Source organism: Streptomyces sp. NPDC088812 (assembly GCF_044750285.1).
Taxonomy (GTDB): Bacteria; Actinomycetota; Actinomycetes; order Streptomycetales; family Streptomycetaceae; genus Streptomyces.
On the sequence record NZ_JBIVJP010000042.1, the window covers coordinates 1 to 15586 of the forward strand.

The window sequence follows — 15586 nt, forward strand, 5'->3', positions numbered from 1 at the left end:
TGATCGAGATCCGCAAGCAGAACCCCGCCTTCGGACTCGGCTCCTACACCGAACTGGCCTCCACCAACCCCGCCGTCCTCGCCTTCCTCCGCGAGTACGAGGACGACCTCGTCCTGTGCGTGCACAACTTCTCGCGCTTCGCCCAGCCCACCGAGCTGGACCTGCGCCCGTTCAAGGGCCGTTTCCCGGTCGAGCTGTTCGGCGGGGTCCGCTTCCCCGCGATCGGTGAACTGCCCTACCTGCTCACCCTCGCAGGACACGGCTTCTACTGGTTCCGGCTCCGTCGGGACGCCGTCTAGAACCCTGTGGCGGGGCGGTTTCCCCTGCCCCGCCCGGGGCACGCAGAAGTAGCACCCCGACCCTCCGGGGAAAGGAATGTGACGCAATGGCGGACACTGTCACACTCTCCGGCACGACAGCCCCTGGTCTCCTCGCGTCACTGACGCCCCTGCTGCGGGAGTGGCTGCCGCGGCAGCGCTGGTTCGCCGGCAAGGGGAGTCCGGTCACCGGGTTCACGCCGGTGGCGGCCACCGAGCTGCTGCCCGCGGGAGGCCGGCTGGGCCTGTACCACCTGCTGATCCGCGCACATCAGACGACCGGGTACGGCGACACCTACCAGCTCCTGATAGGGGCGCGCGAGGCGCTGCCGCCCCGGCTGGCGCCCGCGCTGATCGGTCATGTGCAGGACGGTCCGCTCGCCGGACGGACCGTGTACGACGCCCTGTACGACACCCGGCCCGCCGAGGTGCTGCTGGAGGCGCTGCGCACCGGGGCCCGGGTCGGCGTCCTGCGCTGCGACCGCGATCCGGCCCAGGAGATCCGCACCGGCCTGGTGCCCCGGCGGCTGACGTCCGAGCAGTCCAACTCGTCGGTCGTCTATGGAGATACGTTCATTCTGAAGCTGCTGCGCCGGGTCGTCCCCGGCGTCAACCCCGACCTGGAGCTGCCGCTGGCCCTGGCCCGCGAGGGCTGCGCCCGGGTGCCGGCGCCCACAGCGTGGATGCACGCCGAGCTCGGCGGCGAGCCGTACGTCCTGGGCGTGCTCCAGCCGTACGTGCAGGGCGCGGCGGACGGCTGGGAGCTGGCGCTGCGGGAGCTGGCCAAGGGGGAGGACTTCGCCGCCGAGGCGCGGGCGCTGGGGCGGGCCACCGCCGAGGTGCACACCGCGCTCGCCCGCGCGCTGCCCACGGCGACCCTGGTCCACGCCCAGCTGGGGCCGCTGGTGGAGGGTATGACCGAGCGGCTCGACGCGGCCGCGCAGGCGGTGCCCGCCCTGCGGCCGTACGCGCCCGCCCTGCGCACCGCCTTCACCGCGCTGGCCGGCCTCGCCGCCGAGGGCCACACCTGGACCGCCCAGCGCATCCACGGCGACCTGCACCTCGGGCAGTGTCTGCGCGCCCCCTCCGGGGAGTGGGCGCTGATCGACTTCGAGGGCGAGCCGGCCCGGCCGCTGGCGGAGCGCAGGATGCCGCAGCCGACGGTGCGGGACGTGGCGGGCATGCTGCGGTCCTTCGACTACGCGGCCCACTCGGCCGACCCGCCGGCACCGGGCTGGGCCGAGGCGTGCCGGGCCGCCTACTGCACCGGGTACGCCGAGGTGGCCGGCGCCGACCCGCGCACCGACCCCGTCCTGCTGCGGGCCTACGAGACGGACAAGGCCGTCTACGAGGTCGTCTACGAGGCCCGGCACCGTCCCGACTGGCTCTCCGTGCCGCTGTCCGCGATCCGCAGGCTCGCCGCATCCGACCCGTTCTGAGGAGGCTTCACCCGTGACTCCCAGTCCCCCGTCCGACGGTCCGGACCCGAAGAAGAAGGCCACCGCGAAGAAGGCCACCGCGAAGAAAGCGGCGGCGAAGAGGGCGGTGACACAGAAGGCGGCGGCGAAGAAGGCGGCCGCGGCGGGCAGGACGACGGCGGCGGGCAAGAAGGTCACCGCCAAGAAGGCCGCTGCCGAGAAGGGCACCGCCGGAGGGGCCGCCGCGAAGAAGGTCCCCGCGCAGAAATCGGCCGCGGCCGGGCGGGCCAGGGCCGAACGGACCACGGCCGAACGGACCACGGCCCGGACGGCCGCCGCCGCCGAGAAGACGATCGCCGAGGAGGCGGCTGCCGGGCGGGCCGCCACCGGAAAGCGCGCCGCGAAGAAGGTCCCCGCGCAGAACGCCACCACCGCGAAGCCCGCCGCCAAGAAGGTCCCCGCGCAGAAGGCCAGCACCGGAAAGCCCGCCGCCACAAAGGTCCCCGCACAGAATTCGGCCGCGGCCGCGCAGGCGACCGCGGGCAAGGCGCCCGCGCGCAAGGCGGCCGCCGAGAAGGCACGCGTGAGGAAGGCACCGGCGAGGAGGGCACCGGCGAAGAAGGTGCCGGCGGAGAAGGCACCGGCAGCGGCGCAAGCCCCGGCGAAGAAGGTGCCGGCGGAGAAGGCACCGGCAGCGGCGCAAGCCCCGGCGGAGAAGGTGCCGGCGGAGGGGGGCGTGGCCCGGGAGCCCGCCGTCACGTCCCCGGGCGTCGACGCCGGCGTCGTCCTCTCCCCCGCCCTGGACGCCGTCGACCGGGAGCGGCTGCTGCACGGCATCCACCACGATCCGCACTCCGTGCTGGGCGCGCACCCGACGCCCGGCGGGGTCGTCGTCCGGGCCTTCCGGCCCTACGCGCTGTCCGTCGCGGTCGTCGCGGGCGGCGTGCGCGTCGGCCTCCACGACGACGGCGACGGCTTCTTCTCCGGCCTGCTGCCCCTGCGCGAGGTGCCGGAGCACCGCCTCGCCGTGACGTACGAGGGCACGGTCCAGGAGACCGAGGACGCGTACCGCTTCCTGCCCACGCTCGGCGAGCTGGACCTGCACCTGATCGGCGAGGGCCGGCACGAGCAGCTGTGGACGGTGCTCGGCGCGCACCCCATGACCCACCAGGGCGTGACCGGCACCCGTTTCTCGGTGTGGGCGCCGAACGCGCGCGGGGTGCGGGTGACCGGCACCTTCAACTACTGGGACGGCACCGGGTTCCCGATGCGTTCGCTCGGCTCCTCCGGGGTCTGGGAGCTGTTCGTGCCGGGCATCGGGGAGGGCGAGCTGTACAAGTTCGACATCGCCCGGCCGGACGGGTCGCGCACGCTGCGCGCCGACCCCCTGGCCCGCCGTACCGAGACGCCGCCGGCCACCTCGTCGATCGTGCACGCCTCCCACTACGCGTGGGGCGACGACGAGTGGCTGGACCGCCGCGCCGACCGGCCGGTCCACGAGGCCCCCTTCTCCGTGTACGAGGTCCACCTCCCCTCCTGGCGCCCGGGGCTGACGTACCGCCAGTTGGCGGAGCAGCTCCCGGCCTACGTCAAGGACCTGGGGTTCACGCACGTCGAGCTGATGCCGGTCGCCGAGCATCCCTTCGGCGGCTCCTGGGGCTACCAGGTCACCGGTTTCTACGCGCCGACGGCCCGGCTCGGCACCCCCGACGACTTCAAGTACCTGGTGGACCGCCTGCACCGGGCCGGGATCGGCGTCCTGATGGACTGGGTGCCGGCGCACTTCCCGCGCGACGACTGGGCGCTCGCCGAGTTCGACGGGCGGCCCCTGTACGAGCACGCGGATCCGCTGCGGGCCGCGCATCCCGACTGGGGCACGCTGGAGTTCGACCTCGGGCGGCGCGAGGTGCGCAACTTCCTGGTGGCGAACGCCGTGTACTGGTGCGAGGAGTTCCACATCGACGGGCTGCGCGTCGACGCCGTCGCCTCGATGCTCTACCTCGACTACTCGCGCGAGCCCGGCCAGTGGACTCCGAACGAGCACGGCGGCCGGGAGAACCTGGACGCGGTGGCGTTCCTCCAGGAGATGAACGCCACCGTGTACCGCAGGAACCCGGGCGTCGTGACGGTCGCCGAGGAGTCGACCGCGTGGGACGGCGTCACCCGGGCCACGCACCACCGGGGCCCGAGCGGCTTCGGCGGGCTCGGCTTCGGTCTGAAGTGGAACATGGGCTGGATGCACGACTCGTTGCAGTACGTCGGCCACGAGCCCGTCCACCGCAAGTACCACCACCACGAGATGACCTTCTCGATGGTGTACGCCTACAGCGAGAACTACGTCCTGCCGATCTCCCACGACGAGGTCGTCCACGGCAAGCGCTCGCTGGTGTCGAAGATGCCGGGCGACTGGTGGCAGCAGCGCGCCGACCTGCGCGCCTACCTGGGCTTCATGTGGGCCCACCCGGGCAAGCAGCTGCTGTTCATGGGGCAGGAGTTCGCCCAGGGCGCGGAGTGGTCCGAGGCCCACGGCCCCGACTGGTGGCTCCTCGACCCCGCCTACGGCGCCGAGGCCGACCACCGGGGCGTCCGCGACCTCGTCCGCGACCTGAACACCGTCTACCGGTCGACACCCGCGCTGTGGGAGCGGGACACCACCCCCGACGGCTTCCGGTGGGTGGTGGGCGACGCCGCCGACGACAACGTCCTCGCGTTCCTGAGGTACGACGCCGACGGCACACCCCTGCTGGCCGTCTCGCACTTCGCCCCCGTCGCCCGCCCCGACTACCGCCTCGGCGTCCCCGACGACGTGCCCGCCTGGCACGAGGTCCTCACCACCGACGCCGAGCGGTACGGCGGCAGCGGTGTCTCGCACCCCGACCCGATCAAGCCCGAGCCGCAGGGCGCGCACGGGCGCCCGGCAAGCATCCGGCTGACCCTGCCCCCACTGGCGACGGTGTGGCTGCGGCCGGCCTGAACGTCTCTCGCCCCCGCCGCCCCTTCCCGTCCCGTCCCCGGGGGCTCCGCCCCCGGACCCCCGCTTCGGCCCTGAAGGGGCCTCGTCCTCAAACTCCCCCAGAGGGGGGACCCCCAGACGGGCTGTGTTCGCCCGCCCTTGTCCCGAGCGAGTCGGGTGGTGGGTGGGCACGGGCCGGGGGTCCGGGGGCGGAGCCCCCGGGGACGGGAAGGGGCGGCGGGGGCGAGATCAGGCTCCGCCGCCCCGCCCCCCGGTGCAGCCGGTCTACCCCAGCGCCTTCGCCAGCGCCTCGGGCAGTTCCCCGGTGTGGACCACGCCGAGGCGCTGGGTGGCCCGGGTCAGGGCGACGTACAGGTCGCTGGTCCCGTACCGGCCGGGCTCGACGACGAGCACCGAGTCGAACTCCAGGCCCTTGGACTGGCGCGGGTCGAGGAGGACGACCTTGTGCGTCAGGTCCGGTTCGGCGCCCGCGGTGACCCCGTCCAGCCGGGCGGCCAGCCGGCGGTGCAGGTCGCGCGGGGCGATCACCGCGAGCCGGCCCTCCGCGGGGGTCAGCTCGCCGACCGCCTCGGCGACCGTGCCGGGCAGGTCGTCGGTGGCGCGTGCCCAGGGCCGGACGCCGGTGGACCGCACCGAGCTGGGCGGGGCGAAACCGGGCCGCTCGGCGCGCACGACGGCCGCGGCGACCTCCATGATCTCGGCCGGGGTGCGGTAGTTGACGCCCAGACGGGTGTGCTCCCAGCGGTCCTCGACGTACGGCTGGAGGATCCCGGACCAGGAGCCGACGCCGGCCGCCTCGGCGGTCTGGGCCGGGTCGCCGACCAGGGTCATCGAACGGGTCGGGCTGCGCCGCATCAGCAGCCGCCACGCCATCGGCGACAGCTCCTGCGCCTCGTCGACGATGATGTGCCCGAACGCCCAGGTCCGGTCGGCCGCCGCCCGCTCGGCGGCGCTGCGGTGGTCGTCCTCCTCGTGGCGTTCGGCGAACCGCTCGGCGTCGATGATGTCGTGCGCGGAGAGGACCTCGCCGGCCTCCGGATCGTCCTCCTCCTTGTCCTCGAACTCGTAGGTGCGGGAGGCGTAGGAGACGTCGAGCACGCCCTGCGCGTAGGCGATCTGCGTCTCCCGCTCGCGCTGCGCGTGGGCCCGTGCCGCCCGGTCGTCCTCGCCGAGGAGCTCGGCGGCCTCGTCGAGCAGCGGGACGTCCGCGACCGTCCACGCCCGGGTCACCGGGCGGCGCACGGCGGCCACGTCCTCGTCGGGGACGTAGCCCTCGGGGTCGGCGAGGAGGTCGGCGACCACGCGCTGCGGGGTGAGCACCGGCCACAGCCGGTCGATCGCGGCCCACACCTCGGGGTTCTCGGCGAGTTCGTCGCGGATCTGGGTGATGTCGCTCGCGTCGAGGAGGCTGGACCCGTCGTAGGGGTCGGTGCCGACGCGCTCCGCGTACAGCTCGGTGAGCGCGTTCAGGATGTGGCCCTCGAAGTGCTCGCGGGCCGCGTTGTGCGGCAGCTTCACGGCCCGGGTGCGTTCCCGGGCGACGCGCACCAGCCCGTCGTCGAGCATCAGGACCTCGCGGTCGTGCTCGATCGCGATGACCGGGTCGGGCAGCGCCTGCCGGTCGCGTACGAGGGCGGCGAGGGCGTCGGCCATGGCGGCGCGGCCCTTCACGGCGGTCGCCTCGGGCGTGTCGCCGGCCGTCGCCCGTACGCCCGGGTACAGCTCGCCGACCGTGGCGAGGAGCACGCCGGTCTCGCCCAGCGAGGGCAGCACCTCGCCGATGTAGCCGAGGAAGGCGGGGTTGGGGCCGACGATCAGGACGGCCCGTTTGGCGAGCAGGTCGCGGTGCTCGTAGAGGAGGTAGGCGGCGCGGTGCAGGGCCACCGCGGTCTTGCCGGTGCCCGGCCCGCCCTCGACCACCAGCACCCCCCGGTGCGGGGCGCGGATGATCTCGTCCTGCTCGGCCTGGATGGTCTGCACGATGTCGGTCATACGGCCGGTGCGCGCGGAGTTGAGCGCGGCGAGCAGGACGTCGTCGCCGGCCGGGTCCTCGTGGCCGGTGCGGGTGGCGTCGCCGAGGTCGAGGAACTCGTCGTGCAGGGCGGTGACCCGGCGGCCCTCGGTGGTGATGTGCCGGCGGCGGCGCAGGCCCATCGGGGTGTGGCCGGTGGCGAGGTAGAAGGGGCGCGCCACGTCGGCACGCCAGTCGACGAGGACGGGCGTGCGCTCGGCGTCGTCCAGGTGCAGCCCGACCCGGCCGATGTGGTGGGCGGCGCCGGAGGCCAGGTCGATCCGGCCGAAGCAGAGGGAGCCGTCGACGGCGTTCAGCGCGGCCAGCAGCCCCGAGCGCTCGGCGACCAGGATGTCCCGCTCCAGCCGGGCCTGCATGGGCTTGTCGCCCTGGGCGAGGGCGTCCGCGACGGAGGCCTCGGTGTCACCGCGCAGGGCGTCGACGCGGGCGTACAGGCCGTCGATGAATTCCTGTTCACCGCGCAATTCACTGTCTTCACTGCCCGGAAAACCGATGTTTGACAATCCCACTCCCGGCCGGATATACTGTGCTCACTGAACTTCCCCGCGACCGACCATAGTGAAGTCGCGAACCATTGAATATACATAAAGAAATCCCCCGAGGGCAATTACCCTCGGGGGATTTCTGCGTGCGGTGCGTGCGGTGCCCGCGTTGCCCGCGGGAGGCTCAGACGACGTCCGACAGTTCCTCCAGCAGCCGCCGCTTCGGGCGCGCCCCCACCATCGCCTTCACCGGCTCACCGCCGCGGAACACCATGAAGGTCGGCATCGACAGGACCTTGTAGTGGTTGGTCGTCTCCGGATTGTGGTCCACGTTCAGCTGCACCACCTTCAGGCGCTCCCCCTCCTCCGCGGCAAGTGCCGACAGCACCGGGGCCATCTGCCGGCAGGGCGGGCACCAGTCCGCGGTGAACTCCACCAGCACCGGCAGATCCGCCCCCAGCACCTCCGCCCCGAAATCCGCGTCCGTCACCTCGGGCACTCCGGCCGCCTTGGTCACTGTTCCCGTCCTCCCAGTTCGCACACGGGTTCCGGACCCCCCGGAACCAGCGCCTCGGCACCCAGCCTGTCCCGCGCCCGCTCGGCCCGCGCCAACTGCCCGGCGACCTTCTCCCGGACCGCCGCCAGCTCGCCGATGAGCGCGTCCAGCTCGTCCAGCTTCCGCCGGTACACCGCGAGCGACGCCGGACAGGAGTCGCCCTCCGGGTGCCCGGCCCGCAGGCACTCCACGAAGGGCCGGGTCTCCTCCAGGTCGAACCCGAAGTCCCGCAACGTCGTGATCTGCCGCAACAGCCGCAGGTCGCGTTCGTCGTAGGCGCGGTGGCCCAGCTCGTCGCGGCGCGCGGGCAGCAGCCCCCGCGACTCGTAGTACCGCAGAGCCCGCGTCGTGGTCCCGGCCCGTGCGGCCAGCTCGCCGATTCGCATACCGGTGAACGTACGGCTTGACGCCGACGTCAAGGCAAGACCGCGCCCCCGGAAAGGGCGACGGGAGAAAACGGCCGGGCGCCCGGCCCCGGTTCAGGCGGGGCCGGGCGCCCGGAGTCCGGGACCGGTGCGTCAGGCCTTGGCGAGCTCCTTCTCGCCGCCCCGCTCGCGCGGCTCGGGCACGTCCGCCGCCGCCGGGGCCGGGCCGCCGTGGCCGTCGTCGAGCAGGGTCCGCTCGTCGAAGGGGATCCGGCCGGCGAGCACCTGCTCCACGCGCGCCTTGTCGATCTCCTTGGTCCAGGTGCCGATCAGGACGGTGGCGACGGCGTTGCCCGCGAAGTTGGTGAGGGCGCGCGCCTCGCTCATGAAGCGGTCGATGCCGACGATGAGGCCGATGCCGTCCACCAGGGCCGGCTTGTGCGACTGGAGGCCGCCCGCCAGGGTCGCCAGGCCCGCGCCGGTGACCCCGGCGGCGCCCTTGGACGCGACCAGCAGGAAGAGCAGCAGCGGGATCTGCTCGCCGACCGACATCGGCGTGCCCATCGCGTCGGCGATGAACAGCGAGGCCATGGTCATGTAGATCATGGTGCCGTCGAGGTTGAAGGAGTAGCCGGTCGGGACGGTGATGCCGACGACGGGCTTGCTGACCCCGAGGTGCTCCATCTTCGCGATGAGGCGCGGCAGCGCGGACTCGGAGGAGGAGGTGGACAGGATCAGCAGGAACTCACGGCCCAGGTACTTGCAGAGCGAGAGGATGTTCAGGCCCGCGAAGATCCGCAGCAGCGCGCCGAGGACGAGGAAGACGAAGAGGAAGCAGGTGATGTAGAAGCCGAGCATCAGCACGGCCAGGCTCTTGAGCGCGTCCACGCCGGCCGAACCGGTGACCGCGGCGATGGCGCCGAAGGCACCGATCGGGGCGGCCCACATCACCATGGCGAGGATGCGGAAGACGAGCCGCTGGATGTGCTCGACACCGCGCAGGACCGGCTCCCCGGCCGGGCCCATCGCCTGGAGGGCGAAGCCGGCGAGCAGCGCGACGAGCAGGGTCTGGAGCACCTCGCCGCCGGTGAACGCGGAGACGATGGTGGTCGGGATGATGCCCAGCAGGAACTCGGTGGTGTCCTTGGCCTCGGCCGACACCTGCGCCTGGCCGGTCTCCTTCACCGCGTCGGTGAGCGCGAGGCCGGTGCCCGGCTCCAGGACGTTGCCGACGACCAGGCCGATGGCCAGCGCCACCAGCGACATCACCAGGAAGTAGACGAGAGCGATACCGCCGACGGCACCGACCTTGGCGGCCTTGCGGACCGAACCGATGCCGAGCACGATCGTGCAGAAGATGATCGGCGAGATCATCATCTTGATCAGGTTCACGAAGCCGGTGCCGATGGGCTTCAGCTCGACGGCGAGGTCGGGGGCGACCAGACCCACCGTGATGCCGAGGGCGACCGCGATGATCACCGCGATGTACAGGTAGTGGGTCCGGTCCCGCTTGGCGGCGGGTGCGGCAGGTGCCGTATCGGGGGTGCTGCTGGCGGCCACGGCTGCCCTCCTTAGACGTCTTCGTCGGCATCACCGGCGTGCGGCTCACGTCCGGGCGAGATGGGGGAACCCGGTGACTATCTCCCGGTGTGTGAGGGCGGTCACCCTTCCGTTCATTTAGTTCACGCCCGAGGTCAGGGGCACACTGACGGCATGCGCCTCCCCGTCCCCCGACCCCGCAGCCTGGCCGGCCAGCTGTTCGCCATGCAGGCCGTGCTCATCGCGGTGGTCGTGGCGGGTTGCGCGCTGTTCACCTACGTCAGCGACCGGGCCCAGGCCGAGGGGGCGGCGAGCCGCCAGGCCACCGCCGTGGCCCGCTCGGTCGCCGACGCCCCCTCCGTGCGGGAGGCGATCGGCACCGCCGACCCCACGGCCGAGCTCCAGCCGTACGCGACGCGGATCATGCACGACACCGAGGTCGACTTCGTCACGATCATGAGCCCGGACGGCATCCGCTGGACCCACCCCGACACCGACGAGATAGGGCGGCGGTTCCGCGGCAACACCGCGCGGGCGCTGAAGGGCGAGACCTTCACCGAGACCTACACCGGCACCCTCGGCCCGTCCGTCCGCGCGGTCACCCCCGTGCGGGACGACGACGACCGGATCGTCGGCCTGGTCAGCGCGGGCATCAAGGTGGAGGCGATCAGCAGGCGGGTCTCCGACCAGGTCACCGCCCTGTTCGGCGTCGCGGCCGGCGCCCTCGTCCTCGGCGCGGTCGGCACCTACGTCATCAACGCCCGCCTGCGCCGCCACACCCACGGGATGAACGCGGCCGAGCTGAGCCGGATGCACGACTACCACCAGGCGGCGCTGCACGCGGTCCGCGAGGGCCTGCTCATGCTGGACGGCCAGTACCGGGTGGCGCTGATCAACGACGGCGGCCGCGAACTGCTGGGAGTCTCCGAGGAGGTCGTCGGCCGCTCCGTCGCCGACCTCGCTCTGCCCTCGCCGCTGACCGGCGCGCTGCTGGCCTCCGAACCACGGGTGGACGAGGTGCACCTGACCGCCGACCGGGTGCTGGTCGTGAACACCTCCCCGGTGTCCGGCGGTGAACGGCGGGGCACGGTGGTCACCCTGCGCGACGTCACCGAGCTCCAGTCCCTGACGGGCGAGCTGGACTCGGAGCGCGGCTTCACCCAGGCGCTGCGCTCCCAGGCCCACGAGGCGGCGAACCGGCTCCACACGGTCGTCTCGCTGATCGAGCTGGGACGCGCGGACGAGGCCGCCGACTTCGCGACCGCCGAACTGGAACTGGCCCAGGCCCTCACCGACCAGGTGGTCGCGGCCGTGAGCGAGCCGGTGCTGGCCGCCCTGCTCCTGGGCAAGACGGCCCAGGCCAACGAGCGGGGCGTGGAACTGGTGGTCTCCCGGGAGAGCGGCCTGGACGACGGGCTGCTGCCGCGGTCGATGCCCGCCCGCGACCTCGTCACCATCCTCGGCAACCTCATCGACAACGCCGTGGACGCCGCCCAGGGCAGCGTGCCGGCGCGGGTGACGGTGACCGCGTCGACGGAGGGCCGTACCGGACCCGGCGGCAGCGGGGAGCTGGTCCTCCGGGTGGCGGACACGGGGGCGGGAGTGGACCCCGCGCACGCCTCCCAGGTCTTCGAGCGCGGCTTCTCGACCAAGCCGGCCGGCCCCGGCGGGCGCGGCCTCGGCCTCGCCCTGGCCCGCCAGGCCGTGCACCGCCACGAGGGCACGCTGTCGGTGGCGGAGGCCGACGGGGGCGGGGCGGAGTTCACGGTACGGCTGCCCCTGCGGACGGCTGCCGGCGCGGCACCGGCGCCGGGAGGCCGGGTATGACGGACATGACAGGCACGACGGGCGGGACGGGTGGGACCGGCGGGACGGGTGGGACAGGCGGGGCAGGCGGGGCAGGCGGGACCGGCGGGACGGGCGGGACAGGCGGGACCGGCCCGACCGGCGGGACAGGCGGGACCGGCCCGACCGGCGGGACAGGCGGGACCGGTGGGACAGGCGGGACCGGCCCGACGGGCGGGACAGGCGGGACCGGCGGGACGGGCGAGGAACCGATTCGGGTCCTGGTCGTCGAGGACGACCCCGTGGCCGCCGACGCGCACGTCCTGTACGTCGGACGGGTGCCGGGCTTCGTCGCGGTGGGGAAGGCCCACACCGGTGCGGAGGCCCGACGCCTGCTGGACCGCACACCGGTCGACCTGCTGCTGCTCGACCTGCACCTGCCGGACGGCCACGGGCTGCAACTGGCCCGGTCCCTGCGGGCCGCCGGCTACCGCGCGGACGTGATCGCGGTGACGTCGGCGCGGGACCTGACGGTGGTGCGCGAGGGCGTGTCGCTGGGCGTCGTGCAGTACGTCCTGAAGCCGTTCACCTTCGCCACGCTGAGGGACCGCCTGGTGCGGTACGCGGAGTTCCGGGCGGCCGCGGGCGAGGCGAGCGGCCAGGACGAGGTGGACCGCGCACTGGCCGCCCTGCGCGCCCCGGGACCGGCGGCCCTGCCCAAGGGGCTGAGCGGGCCGACGCTGGAGCGGGTGGTGGGCGCGGTGCGGGAGGCGGAGGAGGGCCTGACCGCGGCGGCGGCCGCCGAGGCCGTGGGCATCTCACGGATCACCGCGCGCCGGTACCTGGAGCACCTGGTGGAGGCGGGACAGGCGGTGCGGAAGCCGTTGTACGGGCAGGTGGGGAGGCCGGAGCTGGTGTACCGGTGGGTCCGGGGGAGGTGAGGGCCTCGGCGAGCGCCCGGGCGGCCGCGGCCTCGGCGGCCGCACCGGCCCGGTCATAGGCGTCGGCGGCCCGGAGGCCGTGGGAGCGGGCCTCGGCGGGACGGCCCGCGTCGCGGTGGGCCGCGGCCAGGCAGGCGTCGACGGCCTCCTCGACACGGCCAGAAGTCGAGGTGGTCGTCGTACCGGCTCAGGCCCCACCCCCGCCCGCGCCTCCGCCCCCGCTCCCGAACGGCACCGCGTACCGCACGACGTACACCCCCAGCCCCACCACGGCCCCCGCCTCCACGACGGACAGCACCAGCAGTCCCGGCGTGACATCGCCTCCGGCCCAGTACACGGCCAGCGCGCCCAACGGCACGACGCAGAACGCGAGGAGATCCACCACGCACTGCACGAGCTTGCGCGAGAACCGGCGGGCGTCGTTGCGGTGGAAGCTCTCCCATCTGAAGGCCTCCGCCCCGCCGGCGAGCCCGGCCAGCCCGGCGAGCCGGGGCCCCAGATCGCCCCGCACGTACCGCCCGATGGCGGAGATTTTCTCGTCGTTGACCAGGTAGGTCCACCCCAGCACGACGCACACCGGCGGCAGGGCGAGCAGCATCTGCGCCTGCTTCGCCTGCGCCGCGGCGGCGATCACCGCCGCCACCACGGCCAGCGTCACGTACAGCAGGTTGTCCCGGAACCCGATCCGCGCCTTCTGCTCGTCCTTGACGCACTGGTACTCGGCGAGCAGCAACTGCCCGACGGTGACGTCCTGTTCTGCCACGGCAAGTGCCCCTTCCCCCGACGGATCTGGCAGTACCTTAAAGGGGTGTCGGAGACGAAACCCACTGTCGTGGTCCTCACCGCGCTCGCGCTCGAGTACGCGGCCGTACGCGCCCACATCACCGACCGCGAGGAGGACGTCCACCCCGAGGACGGGACCCGCGTCGAGATCGGCCGTCTGGACGGCACGCCCTGGAAGGTGGCGCTCGCCGAGCTGGGCGAGGGAGTGGACAACGCGGCCGCGATGACGACGCAGCTCATCAACTGGCTCCGCCCGCAGGCCGTCCTGTTCGTCGGGATCGCAGGCAGCCTGAAGGACGACATCGTGGTCGGGGACGTCGTCGTGGGCACCAAGGTGTACGCCGTCCACGGCGGCAAGTGGACCCCCCAGGGTTTCCTGTCCCGGCCCGAGGCCTGGCGCGCCTCCAACTCCTTGGTCCAGGCGGCCCGTTCCGCCGTGCGGGACATGACGGACGTCCGGCCGCACTTCAAGCCGATCGCCTCCGGGGACATCGTCCTGGCCGACGCCGAGTCGCAGATCGCCCAGCACCTGCGCGAGTACTACAACGACGCCGCCGCGATCGAGATGGAGGGCTCCGGCGCGGCGCACGCGGCACATCTGAGCGGCCAGTCGTCGGCCCTGGTGATCCGGGGCATCAGCGACCTCGCCGACGGGGGCAAGGCCCACGCGGACGCCGGCGGCTCCCAGGAACTCGCCGCCGCGCAGGCGGCGAAGGTCGCGGTGGCGGTCCTGCGCAAGCACCGTCCGCGGGCCGGCTCCTCCGACGCCCGGGAGGGTCCCCGGCACGGTTCGGGTGGCGGGGACACGTACGGCGGGGACCACTTCGACTTCCGGGGCGGCACCTTCCACGGGACGGTCGTCGGCAAGCAGACCGGAAAGCCGTAGGAAGACCGTCCACGGCCCGGTGCCCCGGGCGACGGCGGTCCTGCCGCCCCGGCCGTCCCGCCGCCCCGGCCGCCGGGCTTCACCGGCCACCGGGCTTCACCGGCCGCACGGCGGAACCGGACCGCCGGCTCCCCGCCCGGCGCCGGCCACGGCCGACGACGACAACCGCCCCGTCCTCGTCTCCGCCGTCACCGGCAGGGACGGCATCGGCAGGACCGCCCGGGGACGGACCGGGGACGGACCGGGGACGGACCGGGGACGGACCGGGGACGGACCGGCTAGAAGACCGACTCCGCCTCGTCCATCCGGTCCTTCGGCACCGTCTTCAGCTCGGTGACCGCCTCCGCCAGCGGCACCATCACGATGTCGGTGCCGCGCAACGCGGTCATCTGGCCGAACTCGCCGCGGTGCGCGGCCTCGACGGCGTGCCAGCCGAAGCGGGTGGCGAGGACGCGGTCGTACGCGGTGGGGGTGCCGCCGCGCTGGACGTGGCCGAGGATGACCGGGCGGGCCTCCTTGCCGAGCCGCTTCTCCAGCTCGTACGCCAGCGCGGTACCGATGCCCTGGAAGCGCTCGTGGCCGAACTGGTCGATCTCGCCCTTGCCGTAGTCCATGGTGCCGTCGGCCGGGTGGGCGCCCTCCGCGACGCAGACGACGGCGAACTTCTTGCCGCGTGCGAAGCGCTCCTCGACCATCTTGACCAGGTCCGCCGGGGCGAAGGGGCGTTCCGGCAGGCAGATGCCGTGGGCGCCGGCCGCCATGCCCGACTCCAGGGCGATCCAGCCCGCGTGCCGGCCCATGACCTCGACGACCATCACCCGCTGGTGGGACTCGGCCGTGGTCTTCAGGCGGTCCATCGCCTCGGTGGCGACGCCGACCGCCGTGTCGAAGCCGAACGTCCGGTCCGTGGAGGAGATGTCGTTGTCGATCGTCTTCGGGACGCCGACCACCGGCAGCCCGGCGTCGCTCAGCATGCGCGCCGCGGTCAGCGTGCCCTCGCCGCCGATCGGGATCAGCGCGTCGATGCCGAAGTCGTGGATCATGTCGCCGGCGCTCTCGCAGGCCTCGCGCAGCCGGTCGCGCTCCAGACGGGAGGAGCCGAGGATGGTGCCGCCGCGGGCGAGGATGCCGCTGACGGCGTTGAGGTCGAGGCCGCGGTAGCGGCCGTCCAGCAGTCCCGCGTAGCCGTCCTCGAAGCCGATGACCTCGTCGCCGTAGTTGTCGACCGCTCGGTGCACGACCGACCGGATCACTGCGTTCAGCCCGGGGCAGTCGCCACCTGCGGTGAGAACTCCGATACGCATCGTGCTGTGTCTCCTGCTCGCTGTTGATGCCGGTGCGCCACACCGATTGTTTCATGCCGCCAGGGAGACTGTCTCTTGACGGGCGCCTTATCCGCGGACGGGGGTATTGTCAAGAGAATCCCGCTCACCCCGGTGGGCGATTTTTGTGTACCGGCAGGTGCCGTGCCGCGGGTACCCGCCGACGGCGACCGCCACCGACAGGAA

The 15586-nt window shown here is 73.3% G+C and carries 12 protein-coding genes; 6 read left to right on the forward strand and 6 right to left on the reverse strand.

Annotated features, from left to right (window positions below; translation table 11 throughout):
- The 3 genes from ACIP67_RS42285 to glgB form a co-directional block, all read left to right on the forward strand.
- Positions 1–299 (forward strand): alpha-glucosidase C-terminal domain-containing protein (locus ACIP67_RS42285; protein ID WP_401699812.1); only part of this gene is annotated, 299 nt, incomplete at its 5' end.
- An 86-nt stretch (positions 300–385) separates the two neighbouring features.
- Entirely contained in the window at positions 386–1756 is a 1371-nt protein-coding gene (locus tag ACIP67_RS42290) for a maltokinase (RefSeq protein WP_401699814.1), read from the forward strand.
- 13 nt (positions 1757–1769) lie between these two features.
- Complete coding sequence (gene glgB / locus ACIP67_RS42295; RefSeq protein ID WP_401699816.1) at positions 1770–4709, forward strand: 1,4-alpha-glucan branching enzyme; 2940 nt, start codon at positions 1770–1772, stop codon at positions 4707–4709.
- 264 nt (positions 4710–4973) lie between these two features.
- On the opposite strand, the gene ACIP67_RS42300 is transcribed toward glgB, so the two are convergent.
- From ACIP67_RS42300 to ACIP67_RS42315, 4 genes are all read right to left on the reverse strand, one after another.
- Positions 4974–7205, reverse strand: coding sequence for a HelD family protein (locus ACIP67_RS42300; RefSeq protein WP_401699819.1), 2232 nt, complete (start codon positions 7203–7205; stop codon positions 4974–4976).
- Between the two features lie 202 nt (positions 7206–7407).
- Positions 7408–7722: a thioredoxin family protein gene (locus ACIP67_RS42305; RefSeq protein ID WP_401699863.1), complete on the reverse strand. Its 315-nt coding sequence runs from the start codon at positions 7720–7722 to the stop codon at positions 7408–7410.
- A gap of 14 nt (positions 7723–7736) precedes the next feature.
- A complete protein-coding gene (locus ACIP67_RS42310; RefSeq protein ID WP_401699822.1) occupies positions 7737–8165 on the reverse strand; it encodes a MerR family transcriptional regulator in 429 nt (142 codons plus the stop codon).
- Between the two features lie 132 nt (positions 8166–8297).
- Positions 8298–9704: a cation:dicarboxylate symporter family transporter gene (locus ACIP67_RS42315; RefSeq protein ID WP_401699824.1), complete on the reverse strand. Its 1407-nt coding sequence runs from the start codon at positions 9702–9704 to the stop codon at positions 8298–8300.
- A gap of 153 nt (positions 9705–9857) precedes the next feature.
- Here ACIP67_RS42315 and ACIP67_RS42320 point away from each other — a divergent pair, with 153 nt between their 5' ends.
- Together ACIP67_RS42320 and ACIP67_RS42325 are read left to right on the forward strand one after the other, a co-directional pair.
- Positions 9858–11510 (forward strand): ATP-binding protein, encoded by a 1653-nt coding sequence (locus tag ACIP67_RS42320; RefSeq protein WP_401699827.1) that lies wholly within the window; start codon positions 9858–9860, stop codon positions 11508–11510.
- Between the two features lie 230 nt (positions 11511–11740).
- Positions 11741–12409, forward strand: a complete 669-nt coding sequence (locus tag ACIP67_RS42325) for a DUF977 family protein (RefSeq protein ID WP_389514447.1) — start codon at positions 11741–11743, stop codon at positions 12407–12409.
- Positions 12410–12596: 187 nt separating this feature from the next.
- Here the strand turns inward: ACIP67_RS42325 and ACIP67_RS42330 are convergent, their stop codons facing one another.
- Positions 12597–13172 (reverse strand): hypothetical protein, encoded by a 576-nt coding sequence (locus ACIP67_RS42330; RefSeq protein WP_401699829.1) that lies wholly within the window; start codon positions 13170–13172, stop codon positions 12597–12599.
- A gap of 45 nt (positions 13173–13217) precedes the next feature.
- On the opposite strand from ACIP67_RS42330, the gene ACIP67_RS42335 reads away from it, so the two are divergent.
- Positions 13218–14078: a nucleosidase gene (locus ACIP67_RS42335; RefSeq protein WP_401699832.1), complete on the forward strand. Its 861-nt coding sequence runs from the start codon at positions 13218–13220 to the stop codon at positions 14076–14078.
- Positions 14079–14356: 278 nt separating this feature from the next.
- Here ACIP67_RS42335 and ACIP67_RS42340 read toward each other — a convergent pair whose 3' ends face one another.
- Positions 14357–15382: an ATP-dependent 6-phosphofructokinase gene (locus tag ACIP67_RS42340; RefSeq protein ID WP_401699835.1), complete on the reverse strand. Its 1026-nt coding sequence runs from the start codon at positions 15380–15382 to the stop codon at positions 14357–14359.
- Positions 15383–15586 lie beyond the last annotated feature (204 nt).